Origin of the sequence: Nocardia beijingensis NBRC 16342 (assembly GCF_001612785.1) — a bacterium.
Lineage (GTDB): Bacteria > Actinomycetota > Actinomycetes > Mycobacteriales > Mycobacteriaceae > Nocardia > Nocardia beijingensis.
The window spans coordinates 18,448-31,355 of sequence record NZ_BDBC01000079.1; the positions used below are offsets into that span (position 1 = coordinate 18,448).

The following is a 12,908-nucleotide window of genomic DNA, read 5'->3' on the forward strand; positions in this document are numbered from 1 at the left end:
GTTCACGACGCGCGGCGGGTCGGCGCCTCCAGGTGCGAGGTGTCCGCGTACTCCGCGACGGGACTGAGCCGCAGCACCGACGGCATCCGGCGGGTGAGCGCGGGCGGGCCGGTGAACGCCACCCGGCCTGCCCGCAGCGCGTGCGCCAGCGGCAGCCGCCCCAGCCACACCTGGTACAGGGAGGCGACGTCGGAGCTGATCGCGACGTCGACGGGATAGCCGGGATCGGATTCGCAGACCGACGGCACGCCCGCCTCGACCACGATCCAGAATCGGCGCAGGTCGTCGGTGAAGCGCACGTGCAGCACGTGACGACGGCCGGGGAACGACGAGGTGTCCACCCTGGTGTGCATCCACCACACCAGCAGCGCCGGGTCGCGCTCGTCGTCGCGCGGCGCGCCGAAGGTCCAGCGCGCACCCCATTCGCCGAGCCCGAACAGGATCGGCTCCAGGTCCCGCCCGGCGTCGGTGAGCAGGTACTCTCCGCCCGGTTTCGCCACCAGCCCGGCTCGCTCGAACTGGCGCAGGCGTTTGGCGAGCAGGCTGCGCGACAGGCCGGGCAGGCCGCGCGCGAGGTCGTTGAACCGGGTGGTGCCCAGCAGCAGGTCGCGCAGGATGAGCAGCGACCAGCGCTCGCCCACCACGTCGAGCGCCCGGGAGATCGGGCAGTACTGGCCGTAACTCGGCGTCGAAGTCGTCATGGCACCTCGCGAACGGGTCTCGTTGCCGGACCGGGGCGGTCCACTTTCTGCACTATCCGGTTATCGCGGCCGTTCCTAACTTCGAAACATGACCACTACAGCTCCTGCCCCCACCGACATCACCACCGACTGGATCGCCCGCGCACGCCGCGTCGGCGAAGCCCTCCGTCCCGAGGTCGCCGCCCGCGACCGCTCCGGCGAGATCTCCCTCGCCGCGTTCGACTCGCTGCGCGAGAGCGGGCTGTCGGCGGCTCTCGTTCCCGCCGAGTTCGGCGGTGGCGGGGTCACGCACCGCGAGATGGGCGCGATCCTGCGCGAGCTCGGCCGCCACGATCCCTCCACCGCGGTCGCCTTCGCGATGCACACGCACCTGGTCGCCGCCCAGGTGTGGCGGCACAACCACGGCGTCGATGCCGCGCCCCTGTTCGCCAAGGTGGTGTCGGGCGCGATCCTGGTCAGCACCGGCGCCTCCGACTGGGTCGGCTCGGGCGGCCGCGCCGAGCGGGTCGACGGCGGCTACCGGGTGCACGCGCGCAAAGCGCCTGCCAGCGGATGCGAGGCGGGCACCGTCCTGGTGACCAGCGTGCGCTGGGACGACGCACCCGACGGGCCGCAGGTGCTGCACTGCGCGATCCCGTTCGCCTCCGATGGTGTCCGGATCGAGAAGACTTGGGACACTTTGGGTTTGCGGGCCAGTGGCTCGCACACCGTGGTGCTCGACGACGTGTTCGTGCCCGACGCGGCGGTGTCGCTCATCCGCCCGGCGACCGTGTGGCCGCCGCTGTTGAACGTCGTGATCGGCGCGGCGATGCCGCTGGTGATGGCGGCCTACCTCGGCATCGCCGACGGCGCGGTCGACCTGGCCACCGCGCTGGCGGCGGGCCGGGCCGACGCGCCGACCGTCCAAGTGGCCGGTGAGATGGCCACCGCGCACACCACCGCGGGCGATCTCGTGGACGCCATGTTCACCGGGTCGGAGGATCTGCGTTTCGCCAACACCGATCAGTACGCGAGCCGGACGCTCAGCCGCAAGACCGCCGCCGCGGACGCGCTCGTGCGGACAGTCCGCCTCGCCATCGAAACCGTTGGCGGGCTCGGATTTTCACGCGACTGCGAACTGGAGATGCGCTACCGCGACGTGCACGGCTGCCTGTTCCACCCGCTGCCGAGGGCCAAGCAGACCCACTTCACCGGTCACGTCCTGCTCGGACACTCCCCGATCGGATGACGTCCTTTCCGCTAACGCCGCCCGCGCTCGCCCCCATACTCGGATGGGGGCGAGTTTCCCCGCGCGGTGCACCAGCCCTTCCGGTCACCCGACGACACTTCGAGGAGCAGCCATGGCGTCCGCACGGAGCATCGCTCGATCGCCGATCACCTGGGTGACGGCGGTGCTGCTGATCGTGGGCCTGGGCGCGGGACTGGCCGTATTCCAGCCGTGGCGGCTGTTCACCGACACCACCGTGCAGGAGGCCGCGCCGTCGGCCTCCCCCGCACCGGGCGGGCCGGCGCAGCCGCGCACCATCGCCGAGGGCACCTTTGTCTCCCACGAGCACGCCACCACCGGCGCTGTCACCGTCCTGCTGCTGCCCGACGGCAGCAGAGTGCTGCGGTTGACCGACCTCGACACGTCCGACGGCCCCGACCTGCACGTCTGGCTCACCGACGCGCCGGTGCGCGCGGGCCGCGACGGGTGGTTCGTCTTCGACGACGGCGACCACACCGATCTGGGCAAGCTCAAAGGCAACCACGGCTCGCAGAACTACCCCATTCCCGCCGATGCCGACCTGGCCCGGCTGACCAGCGTCGCGATCTGGTGCGACCGGTTCGACGTGTCCTTCGGCGCGGCCGAACTGCGACCGGCCTGACCCACCGCGCCGCCGCCGGAAAATGACCCGACAACGGCGGGTGCGCTGTGCCACCATGTGTTTCGACACCGGCCACCGTCTCGAGGCGGCCGCAGAGCAGTGGAGAGGAGGGGCGGCAGTGATCCCGGAGCAGACGAAACGAATGAATACCCCCGCGGCGCGATCGTCGGCCACGGACGACGCGTTCGGCAGTCCGTTGCGCGCGCGGCACGGCGAACCGGTCGACAGCCGCCTCCAGACCCTCGGCTGATCGCCGCATCCCTCTCCTTCGCTCCACCTCGCACGAAACATGGTGATTCCCATGACGTTCCGTCGTGCCGCCGATCAGGCGGCGATAACCGCCGACAACTGGATACACACCGGGGTGCTCGTGCTGAACGCCTCCTACGAGGCGCTCGACGAGATCAAGGCCGACCGGGCCGTCGTGCTGCTGGTCGCCGGAGCCGCGGAGTCCGTCGCCGACCGTGAGCCGTACTTCCCGATCCGGTCCCGGCACCGGGAAATCGCTCTGCCGCAGGCGATCCGGTTGCTGCGCTACGTCTACCTCGAGCACACCGTGGCGGTGCACGACGAGAGCAGGGCCACCCTGGCGGGCGTGCTGCGCCGCGACCGGAACCGGTGCGGCTACTGCGCCGGGTGGGCGCGCACCGTCGACCACGTCCGGCCGCGGTCGCGGGGCGGACCGAACACCTGGAGCAACCTCGTGGCCTGCTGCGCGCCGTGCAACACGACCAAGGCGGACCGCACCCCGCAGGAGGCGGGCATGCGCCTGCTCTGGGAGCCGAAGGCCCCCACCCACCGGATCCGGCAGCAGCGCCGGATCTGGAAGCAACTCGCCGCGACCTGACCACGACCCGAGAAAGGAGAAGATCGCGATGACGCGCACCGAGATCACCGCCGTCGCGGAGCCGACCCTGTCCGACCTGCTTCCGCTCTCGGATTCCCGAGGGTGGCACCGGGCGGCCTGCCGCGGCGACCCGAACCACGAGGCCTGGTTCCCGTACCCGTCCCAGGACTTCGACTACGCCAGGCAAGTCTGCGCGCGCTGCCCGATCCGGGAAGCCTGTGGTGAGTTCGCGGGGCGCACCGGGCAATCCGGCGTCTGGGGCGGGCACGAGTTCGACCGCGGACGAGTGATCCGCGACTGAGGGGGCTGCGCCGTCGTGCCGTCCGGCACGGCGGCGGGCCAGCGCAACCGCACCGGTACGGGGAGCCTCGACGACTTCGCCCGGCGCCGGTGACCATACACTGTGCGCGTGGGCACTCATCGCAGCGCAACCAGATCCCGGGGCGTCAGCAAAGGTCCGGTTATCGTGGTGGTCGCCGTTGCGTTACTGGCCGCGATCGTCGTCGGCTGGTTCCAGTTGCGCGATCGCGCGGCGAATCAGGACAGCGCGGCGGCAGCCGAATGCGTGGAGGGGCCCGCGACGCTCTACGTCACCGCCGATCCCGGCATCGCCGCGCAGGTGCGCGCCGCGGCGGACGGCTACAACGCCACGCAGCCGAAGGTGCGCGACCACTGCGCGCGAGTCGAGGTGACCGCGCAGCCTTCCTCCGCGGTCGTCGCGGCGTTCACCAGCGGCAAGCCGTGGGATCATGCGCTCGGCCCACAGCCGGCGCTGTGGATCGCCGATTCGACCCGTTCCATCGAGTCCATGCGGGTTCCCGGCCTGATCGAGGGCACGCCGGTGCCCGTCGCCGCCAGCCCGATCGTGCTCGCGGTGCCGGAGGATCTGCGTCGCGCCCTGGAACAGGCCGACGTGTCCTGGGCGGACCTGCCGCGGTTGCAGCAGGGCTCGCTCGGCGAGATCGGCCTCGACGGCTGGGGCGGATTGCGGATGGCCCTGCCCTCGGGTGACGCCACGCTCGCCGCGGCCACGGCGGTCGGCTCCGCGGTCTCGGGCGCTGAACCGCTCAGCGAGCAGGCCGCACGATCCGGCCAGGTGGTCGCCGCGATCTCCGGGCTCGCCGCCGACGCTCCCGAAGCGTCCGACGCCGCCGCCGCGCTGACGAAGCTCACCGCACAGGACGCGCCCATGCACGCGATTGCCGCTACCGAACAGCAACTGAAGGGGATTCCCGGCGTCGCGGCGTTCCGGCCCGCCGGGTCCGCACTCGTGGCCGATTACCCGGCCGCCTTGATGTCCGGCGCGTGGGTGGACAAGACGCAGAACCTCATCGCCGGGCGGTTCACCGACTACCTGCGCAAGCCCGAGCAGGCGCAAGCTTTCATCGCGGCGGGCTTCGCCGGTGCGCCGCAGACCGCTGCCGCCGTCCCGCCCCGTGGCGCGCTCGACAAGGTGCGTGCCACCTTGGCCGATCCCGTGCTCGGCGTGCGGTCCACGGTCCTGGTCGACGTGTCGGCGTCGATGGGAACCACGGAGGGCGCCACCACCCGTCTGGCGAACGTCCTGGCCGCGCTGAATTCCACGATGACGGTCATGCCGCCCGAATTCGGCCTCGGCGTCTGGACCTTCGGCAAGAACCTCGACGGCAGCACGCCGTACCAGGTGGCCGCGGCGACCGCCCCGCTGACCACCGACCAGCGCACGAAGATCGGCACCGCGCTCGGTTCGGTGCGCGCGAGTGAGAACCGGTCGGACCAGGCCTACCCGTCGCTGATCGCGGCGTACAAGAGCGCCGTCGCCGGGTACACGCCGAGCCGCACCAACTCGGTGCTGCTGATCACCGACGGACCCGACGATGACTCGTCGGTCACCGGCACCCAGTTGGCCGCGGACATCACCGCGGCCGCCGACCGCGCCCGGCCGGTGCGAGTCGACGTCGTCGTGATCGGCGGCAGCGGCACTCAGACGCTCCAGGACCTGGCGAAACAGACCGGTGGGAACTACACCCGGGTGACCACCTCCGACGACATCGGCTTCGGCTCCGCCGTCGTCAAGGCTCTCACCACGCCGTAGCGCCGTCCTCTGACGAAGACAGAACTCCCGCCCGGCACTCTGGACAGCTCCATTTGGTAAGTCTAGACTTACGGTTCGTGGGGACTTACCGAGATGCGGCGCTGGACGCGCTGGGCGACCCGACGAGGCGGGCGATCTTCGAGCGCCTCGGCAAGGGGCCGTGCGCGGTCGGGCAGCTGGCCGCGGACCTGCCGGTGAGCAGGCCCGCGGTGTCCCAGCACCTCAAGGTGCTGGAGCGAGCCGGATTGGTGACCCACGAGGCGGTCGGCACCCGCCGGGTGTACCGCCTGAATCCCACCGGTATCGACGCACTACGCGTGTATTTCACGCGGTTCTGGACCACCGCGATGTCGGCTTTCCAGGACGAAGCCGAGCGGAGGGCCGCCCGAGCACGAGCCACCGACCAGGAGCAGTCATGACACAGCAGGCCAGCGACAAGGACGTACGCGTCGAACTCGTCGTCGACGCACCCATCGAGATCGCCTACGAGGTGTTCACCACCGGCATCGACAGCTGGTGGCCTCGTGCGCACCACATCGGCGGCGGCAGGCTCGCCGAGGAGGTGATCGAGCCGCGCGTCGGCGGCCGCTGCCTCGGCCGCGAAGACGACGGCACCGAATGCCCCTGGGGCACGGTGCTGGTGTGGCAGCCGCCGACCCACTTCGCGTTCTCCTGGCAGATCGGCCTGGATTGGAAGCACGACCCCGATCCCGAGCGGGCCAGCCGCGTGGATGTCACGTTCTCGGCCGTTACTCCCGACCGCACCGCCGTCACCCTGGTGCACTCCGGTTTCGACAGGCACGGACCGGGCTGGGAGTCCATGCACGACGCCGTCGGCAGCGCGGGCGGCTGGCCGGACCTGGCCAACACCTACGCGAAGGTGGCCGCCGCGCGGTGAGGCCGATCCGCGACCGGACCGGTGGTCAGTCCGCGTATGCCTCCAGCGGCGGGCAGGCGCACACCAGGTTCCGGTCGCCGTAGGCGCCGTCGATCCGGCGCACCGGCGGCCACACCTTCGCCCTGGCATGCCCAAGACCGCGCGGATACACGGCGACTTCCCGGCTGTAGGGGTGATCCCACTCCCCCACCAGCGACGCCGCGGTGTGCGGCGCGCCGCGCAGCGGGTTGTCGGTCACCGGCCACACGCCGGCGGCGACCTGGTCGATCTCCGCCCGGATCGCGATCATCGCCTCGATGAAATCGTCCAGCTCGGCGAGGTTCTCGCTCTCGGTGGGCTCGACCATCAACGTGCCCGCCACCGGGAAACTCATCGTCGGCGCGTGAAAACCGTAGTCAGCCAGTCGTTTCGCCACATCGTCGACGGTGACGCCGGTGCGTTTGGTGATCTCGCGCAGGTCCAGGATGCACTCGTGCGCCACCATGCCGCGCTCGCCGGTGTAGAGCACCGGGAAGTACTCGTCCAGCCGCCGCGCGATGTAGTTCGCCGAAGCGATCGCCGACAGCGTGGCGCGGCGCAGCCCGTCGGCGCCCATCATGCGGATATAGGCCCAGGTGATCGGGAGGATCGAAGCCGAGCCGTACTTCGCGGCCGACACCGCGTGCGACCCGGCTTCCAGCGGGTCGCCGGGCAGGTACCGCGCCAGGTGCGCGCGCACCGCGACCGGACCGACCCCGGGGCCGCCGCCACCGTGCGGGATGCAGAACGTCTTGTGCAGGTTCAGATGGCTCACGTCGCCGCCGAACCGTCCCGGTCGCGCGAGTCCGACCAGCGCGTTCAGGTTCGCGCCGTCCACGTAGACCTGACCGCCCGCGTCGTGCACCAGCGCGCACAACTCGGCGACCTCGTGCTCGTAGACGCCGTGGGTGGACGGATAGGTGATCATGATGCAGGCCAGGCGATCGGCGTGATCGGCGATCTTGGCGCGCAGGTCGTCGAGGTCGACGTCGCCGTTGGCGCGGCACTTCACCACCTCCACGCGCAGCCCGGCCATGGCCGCCGACGCCGCGTTCGTGCCGTGCGCGCTCGACGGGATGAGGCAGGTGTCGCGCTGGGTGTCGCCGCGATCGAGGTGGTAGCGGCGGATGGCCAGCAGCCCCGCGTATTCGCCCTGGCTGCCCGCGTTGGGCTGCAGGCTCACCGAGTCGTAGCCGGTGATGTCCGACAGCCAGCGTTCCAGGTCCGCGATCACCCGCAGCAGGCCGGGCGCGTCCTCGACCGGCGCGTAGGGATGCACCCGCGCGAAACCGGGCCAGGTGATGGCCTCCATCTCGGCGGTGGCGTTGAGCTTCATGGTGCAGGAGCCCAGCGGGATCATGCTGCGGTCCAGCGCGATGTCCTTGTCGGACAGCGCGCGCAGATACCGCAGCATCGCCGTCTCGGTGCGGTACTTCGTGAACGCAGGGTGGGTCAGGAACTCCGAGGTGCGGTTCTCGATCGCCGCGACGGGCGCGGGCGCGCCGGACTCGGCCGACACCGCGGTGCCGAAGGATTCCAGCACGGCCGCGACATGCGCGTCGGTGGTGGCCTCGTCACAAGCGATGCCGACGTGATCGGCGTCGACCAGGCGCAGATTGATGCCACGCGACTTCGCTTTCGCCACAACGGCTTCCGCGCCGCTGGGCACGTGCGCGAGCACGGTGTCGAAGAAGCTGTCGTGCACCACGGCGCCGTCCAGCCCGGCCGCGATGGCCGCGGCGTGCCCGTGCACCCGGCGTGCGATCGCCCGCAGCCCGTCGGCGCCGTGGTAGGCCGCGTACATCGCGGCCACGACCGCGAGCAGCACCTGCGCGGTGCAGATGTTCGAGGTCGCCTTCTCCCGGCGGATGTGCTGCTCCCGGGTCTGCAAGGCGAGGCGGTAGGCGACGGCGCCGTCCGCGTCCACCGAGACGCCGACCAGGCGGCCGGGTAGCTGGCGGGCCTGCGCCTGGCGCACCGCGAGGTATCCGGCGTGCGGGCCGCCGAAACCGAGCGGGACACCGAAACGCTGGGTGGTGCCGAAACACACGTCGGCGCCCTGCTCACCGGGCGGCGTGATCAGCGTCATCGCCAGCAGATCGGCCCCGACCGCGACGAGGGCACCACGGTCGTGTGCGGCGGCGATCACCTCGGTCAGGTCGACGATGCGACCGGAAGCTCCGGGAGTTTGCGCCAGCACACCGAAGAACTCTCCCTCGGGCAGCTCCCCGGCGGACAGATCCGCCTCCACGATCTCCAGGCCCAGCGGCTCGGCCCGGGTGTAGAGCACCGTCTTGGTCTGCGGGAACAGGTCACGATCGACGACCAGCCGGGCGGACTTGTTTCGACCCGCGCGACGCAGCAGCGTCATCGCCTCGGCGGCGGCGGTGGCCTCGTCCAGCATGGAGGCGTTGGCGACATCCATGCCGGTCAGCTCCGACACCATGGTCTGGAAGTTGAGCAGCGCCTCCAGCCTGCCCTGGCTGATCTCGGGTTGATAGGGCGTGTAGGCGGTGTACCAGGCCGGGTTCTCCAGCAGATTGCGCACCAGCACCGGCGGGGTCAGCGTGTCGTAGTAGCCGAGCCCGATCATCGAGGTCGCCACGGTGTTGGACGCGGCCAGTCCGGCCAGTTCGGCGAGCACCTCGTGCTCGGAGCCCGCGGCGGGCAGCCCGGCCAGGCCGTCGCCGTCCAGGATGGTGGCGGGCAGCGCGGCGGCGGCCAGCTCGTCCAGCGACGACACGCCGACGACGTCCAGGATCCGGGCCAGTTCCTCCTGGTCGGGTCCGATATGGCGGTCGGCGAATGAGCGAGTCACAACAGCTCCCAAGGTCGGGCGGGGTCGACCGGGCGGTCGACGGGTACCGGCCCTCCCCCTCTGTCGTGGCGCCTGAGAGATTCGGGTACCACGACCGGTGGCCGAGTCCCTTTCCCCATGGGCGGGCGGCTCGAAGCCGCCGCTTTCCAGAGGCGTCGAAGCCCGCACGGTCCTTTTTGCCTGAGAGATTGACGGGGAGGTGCTGCTCCTTCGGCGCTCGGACTCGTTTCCGGACCGAGGCTCTCCCGCACGGCGGCGACGCACCGCCAGTCTAAGCCGACGACACGCCGGAGCGCGCCACGGGACCCCGCCCGCCCCGTGTCGTTCTGGTCACTCGCGGAGCGAGCGGGCATCGCCCGTCAGATGGCCAGTCCTGCGCGCAGCCTCGTCGCGGCGAGCAGGATCGACTCCGCTTGAATGCCGACCAGACGAGCCAGTGGCACCGCGAAGCCGGGCGCGTTGTGCTCCACGTCGGCGCACCATCGGTCGAACACCGCGGCGAATCGGTCGCGCTCGGCGGCCAGCACCGTGGCGCCGCCGCGTGCGTACTCGTCCTCCAGCAGGCGCAGCAGCATGCCGCCCAGCCGCAGGCGCAGCATCGCGGTCCAGTCGTACTGCTCGACGAAGATCTCGCCCCTGGTCGCGATCCGATCCCGCTGCGGCACGGACTGTCTGCTCACGGCGAGCGCGGGCAACCCGGCGACCAGCGCGCGCACCGACCGCTCGAACGGGCTGCGACCGCTCAGTGCGCCGTCGACGCGGGCCAGTACCTCGGCGGCGACATCGGCCATGGCCCGATAGTCGGCGGCCGTGGCGTCGAGCAGGTCGCCGAGCACCCGGTCGCCCGCCGAGCCGTCACCGATGCGCGAGTCCACCCAGAGCGGCAATTCGCAGACCAGGATCGCCGTGCCGTACCGCGCCGCGTAGTCCCGGCAGCCGCCCCCGCCCAGCGCGGCGACCGCGTCGAGGCCTTGGGCCGCGAGCAGATCCGCCATCGCCCCGAACAGCGGCAGCTCGAACACCCCCGGCGCCAGCGTGCGAGCGCCCGGCGCGTCGGGCTCGCCCTGGTGGATCGGCACGCCGGCGGCGGAGAGGCCCGCGGTCAGCGCCGACCAGTACTCGGGAGCGCCGCCGGAGGTGTAGAAGAACCCACCGCCGAATTCCGCGTTGTGCAGCGAGGCGATCAGCGCGGGCCGCGTGCGGTCGATCAACGCCATCATCGCCTTCGTCTCCGGCAACGGCACCCCCACCCGCCTGCCCCGCCACTCGGTCGGGAAGCACCATTCCGGCTGCTCGATGGCGGGTGGCCGGTAGAAGCCGCGCGCCACACCGGTTCTGGTGTGCGGACCGGTGAACCATCCCTCGTTCAGCCGCGTGCCGTCCGGGTCGACGCACAGCAGGAAATGCCAAGTGGCGCCCACCGTCACCGCCTCGTCCGCCGCCATCCTGCCGAGCAGGTGACGGATCGTGGCCATGCCGATGGGCTCGTTCGGATGCGGATTGCCGAACACCAGGATGTGCCGGTCGCCGGATCCGACCGTCACCTCCCGAATCGGGTCACCCCCGCGGGAACGTCCGAGCTCGGTGATCGAGATCCGGTCCGGATGACCGGCCGCCAGCACGTCGGCGAATCGGTTCAGCTCGTCGACGGTCGGGAACGCATCGATGCGGCCGATCGGGCCGACGAGCCCGGTGATGTCGCCTGTCTGCATAACGCCCCCCTCTCGCTGCCGCCGGCCCTTCCCGCCGCCGACGGCGCTGTCACGCACCACGGCCGGGAGGCTGCACGCCTTACCCGGCCGTGAGAGCGTTTTGTTCATTGTGTTCGCCGAACCGCGCGAAACCTAGCCCGTCTTGCGGTTCATCCGCGCCTTGCGACGGAACGACAGCTCGTCCTCCGGACGTTCGGTGATCGCCGACGCGCGCTCCGCGGGGAAGTTCGCGATGGCCCCGGTCAGCTCGCGCATGGCGCCGCTCACCGCGATCCCGAAGACGCCCTGCCCGCCCTGCAGTAAATCGACGACCTCCTCGGCCGAGGTGCACTCGTACACCGAGGTGCCGTCCGAGAACAGCGTGATCCCCGCCAAGTCCTGCACCCCTCGACTGCGCAGATGATCGACGGCGATCCGGATGTTCTGCAGCGAGATGCCCGCGTCGAGCAGCCGCTTGACGATCTTCAGGACCAGGATGTCCTTGAACGAGTACAGCCGCTGACTACCCGAACCCGCCGCGCTGCGGATGGAGGGCACCACCAGACCGGTGCGCGCCCAGTAGTCGAGCTGCCGGTAGGTGATTCCCGCCACCTGACACGCACTGGGCACGCGATAGCCGACCATGTCGTCGGGTACCGAGTCGTCGGGGAACAGTCCTGGCTGTACCACATCCTGCGATTGCTCTGCCACTGACCACTCCCTTGCTTCGCCGACGCATTCCCAGCCTCATCGATGACCCGGCGCCGTCACCGACCGAATCGGTGCGGATTCGGCCGAAACGGTCGTGGCCCAACTGTCGAGATTACTCCCCACGATTGTCCAGCCAGCGGCGTCATCGAGCCAAACGCGACGCGCGGGGAAAGTCTCGACCTCTACTTCAGCTATCGGTCGCCTTGAAGTCGTCGGGAGACACCGACTCCAGGAATTCCTTGAACTTCTCCACCTCGTCCTCGCGCTCGTCCGGCATGACGAGACCGGCTTCCTCCAGAACCGACTCCTCGGCATGGATCGGGCAACCCACCCGCAAGGCGATCGCAACCGAATCCGACGGTCGCGCCGAGATCCGCAGATCGTTCTCGAAGACCAGATCCGCGTAGAAGGTGCCCTCCTGCAGATCGACGATCCGCACTTCCTTCAGGGTGTGCCCCAGCTCGGTGATCAGGATCTTGATCAGGTCGTGCGTCAGCGGGCGGATCGGGGTCACCCCCTCCTGCTCGAGCACGATCGCCGTCGCCTCGGCTTGCCCGATCCAGATCGGCAGATACCGGTCGCCCGCCACTTCGCGGAGCAACAGCACGGGCTGGTTCTGTGGCTGCTCGACACGGATGCCGATCACGCGCATTTCGCTCATCGCACTGCCTCCCATACTCGCCGCCGGCCCGGCATGACCGCTGCAGAGCTCGCCGTACCACGAGTCTAGGCGAACCGGCACCGGTCCAGCGATCCGTCTGCACAGCGGAGATCAGGGTGTTGGGTCGCCGCGACCTCAGGGCTCCGGAGCCCGGCGGGGGTCAGCCCCCGAGCGAGCCCCGGACCGAGGACTTGACCAGACAGGTGTGCAAGGTCAGCGACAGCGCGGCCAGTTCGCGCACCGTCTCCTCCGCGCGGGCGCGCGCACCCGCGTCCCGGCTCTTCGCGATCGGGGCGACGATCTGCGCCACCAGCGCGGCCTCCCGGTCGGCGGCGAGCTTGAAGGCACGCAGATGCCGTGCCTCCAAACCGAATTCGGCCATCGCCCGCGCCGTTCTGGCCAGCGTGACGGCGTCCGCGTCGAAGTATCCCGCCGGGCCCGGCGTGATCAGGTTGGCCCGGATGAGGTCGTTGAGGAACTTCTCCTCGATCCCCGCCTGCTCGAGCAGATCGGCCCGGGTGACCCGGATCTCGTGATCGAACCGCAGGTCTTCCGGGGAGATCTCGCTCGGCACGACACCGAGCCTGCGCGGCGCGGCCACCGGGCGCGCGCCACGCTCGG

Annotated in this window: 12 protein-coding genes, 1 pseudogene and 1 riboswitch; of the genes and pseudogenes, 7 read left to right on the forward strand and 6 right to left on the reverse strand. The window is 70.5% G+C overall.

Going from position 1 to position 12,908, the window contains the following annotated elements:
* Window positions 1-2 precede the first annotated feature (2 nt).
* Window positions 3-701, reverse strand: a complete 699-nt coding sequence (locus NB3_RS32590; protein ID WP_067811003.1) for a winged helix-turn-helix transcriptional regulator — start codon at window positions 699-701, stop codon at window positions 3-5.
* 88 nt (window positions 702-789) lie between these two features.
* On the opposite strand from NB3_RS32590, the gene NB3_RS32595 reads away from it, so the two are divergent.
* From NB3_RS32595 to NB3_RS32625, 7 genes are all read left to right on the forward strand, one after another.
* Window positions 790-1,929 carry an acyl-CoA dehydrogenase family protein gene (locus NB3_RS32595; RefSeq protein WP_067811006.1) on the forward strand — a complete coding sequence of 380 codons (1,140 nt, stop codon included), beginning with the start codon at window positions 790-792 and terminating at the stop codon, window positions 1,927-1,929.
* Window positions 1,930-2,041: 112 nt separating this feature from the next.
* Window positions 2,042-2,569, forward strand: coding sequence for a DM13 domain-containing protein (locus NB3_RS32600; RefSeq protein WP_067811009.1), 528 nt, complete (start codon window positions 2,042-2,044; stop codon window positions 2,567-2,569).
* 301 nt (window positions 2,570-2,870) lie between these two features.
* The gene (locus tag NB3_RS32605; RefSeq protein ID WP_067811036.1) at window positions 2,871-3,416 is read left to right on the forward strand and encodes an HNH endonuclease; all 546 of its coding nucleotides are present in this window, start codon (window positions 2,871-2,873) and stop codon (window positions 3,414-3,416) included.
* Window positions 3,417-3,444: 28 nt separating this feature from the next.
* Window positions 3,445-3,717: a WhiB family transcriptional regulator gene (locus tag NB3_RS32610; protein WP_067811012.1), complete on the forward strand. Its 273-nt coding sequence runs from the start codon at window positions 3,445-3,447 to the stop codon at window positions 3,715-3,717.
* Between the two features lie 165 nt (window positions 3,718-3,882).
* Window positions 3,883-5,490, forward strand: a complete 1,608-nt coding sequence (locus tag NB3_RS32615) for a VWA domain-containing protein (protein ID WP_244892172.1) — start codon at window positions 3,883-3,885, stop codon at window positions 5,488-5,490.
* A 77-nt stretch (window positions 5,491-5,567) separates the two neighbouring features.
* Window positions 5,568-5,909, forward strand: a complete 342-nt coding sequence (locus tag NB3_RS32620) for an ArsR/SmtB family transcription factor (RefSeq protein ID WP_067811016.1) — start codon at window positions 5,568-5,570, stop codon at window positions 5,907-5,909.
* Window positions 5,906-6,388, forward strand: coding sequence for an SRPBCC family protein (locus NB3_RS32625; RefSeq protein WP_067811018.1), 483 nt, complete (start codon window positions 5,906-5,908; stop codon window positions 6,386-6,388). Before NB3_RS32620 ends, NB3_RS32625 begins: the two co-directional genes overlap by 4 nt.
* 25 nt (window positions 6,389-6,413) lie before the next feature.
* On the opposite strand, the gene gcvP is transcribed toward NB3_RS32625, so the two are convergent.
* The 5 genes and pseudogenes from gcvP to NB3_RS32650 form a co-directional block, all read right to left on the reverse strand.
* Window positions 6,414-9,224 (reverse strand): aminomethyl-transferring glycine dehydrogenase, encoded by a 2,811-nt coding sequence (gcvP, locus tag NB3_RS32630; RefSeq protein WP_067811020.1) that lies wholly within the window; start codon window positions 9,222-9,224, stop codon window positions 6,414-6,416.
* A 157-nt stretch (window positions 9,225-9,381) separates the two neighbouring features.
* Window positions 9,382-9,482, reverse strand: a riboswitch (glycine riboswitch).
* A 101-nt stretch (window positions 9,483-9,583) separates the two neighbouring features.
* Window positions 9,584-10,936: a M14 family zinc carboxypeptidase gene (locus tag NB3_RS32635; RefSeq protein WP_067811022.1), complete on the reverse strand. Its 1,353-nt coding sequence runs from the start codon at window positions 10,934-10,936 to the stop codon at window positions 9,584-9,586.
* Between the two features lie 132 nt (window positions 10,937-11,068).
* Complete coding sequence (locus NB3_RS32640) at window positions 11,069-11,626, reverse strand: MerR family transcriptional regulator (protein WP_067811025.1); 558 nt, start codon at window positions 11,624-11,626, stop codon at window positions 11,069-11,071.
* A gap of 187 nt (window positions 11,627-11,813) precedes the next feature.
* Window positions 11,814-12,287 carry a bifunctional nuclease family protein gene (locus NB3_RS32645; protein WP_040866482.1) on the reverse strand — a complete coding sequence of 158 codons (474 nt, stop codon included), beginning with the start codon at window positions 12,285-12,287 and terminating at the stop codon, window positions 11,814-11,816.
* Between the two features lie 160 nt (window positions 12,288-12,447).
* Window positions 12,448-12,908: pseudogene (locus NB3_RS32650) on the reverse strand (transcriptional regulator FtsR); the annotation flags it as partial.

Coding starts and splice junctions, on each gene's coding strand:
- NB3_RS32590 (WP_067811003.1), bottom strand. CDS start 701: ATGACGACTTCGACGCCGAGTTACGGCCAGTACTGCCCGATCTCCCGG.
- NB3_RS32595 (WP_067811006.1), top strand. CDS start 790: ATGACCACTACAGCTCCTGCCCCCACCGACATCACCACCGACTGGATC.
- NB3_RS32600 (WP_067811009.1), top strand. CDS start 2,042: ATGGCGTCCGCACGGAGCATCGCTCGATCGCCGATCACCTGGGTGACG.
- NB3_RS32605 (WP_067811036.1), top strand. CDS start 2,871: ATGACGTTCCGTCGTGCCGCCGATCAGGCGGCGATAACCGCCGACAAC.
- NB3_RS32610 (WP_067811012.1), top strand. CDS start 3,445: ATGACGCGCACCGAGATCACCGCCGTCGCGGAGCCGACCCTGTCCGAC.
- NB3_RS32625 (WP_067811018.1), top strand. CDS start 5,906: ATGACACAGCAGGCCAGCGACAAGGACGTACGCGTCGAACTCGTCGTC.
- NB3_RS32635 (WP_067811022.1), bottom strand. CDS start 10,936: ATGCAGACAGGCGACATCACCGGGCTCGTCGGCCCGATCGGCCGCATC.
- NB3_RS32645 (WP_040866482.1), bottom strand. CDS start 12,287: ATGAGCGAAATGCGCGTGATCGGCATCCGTGTCGAGCAGCCACAGAAC.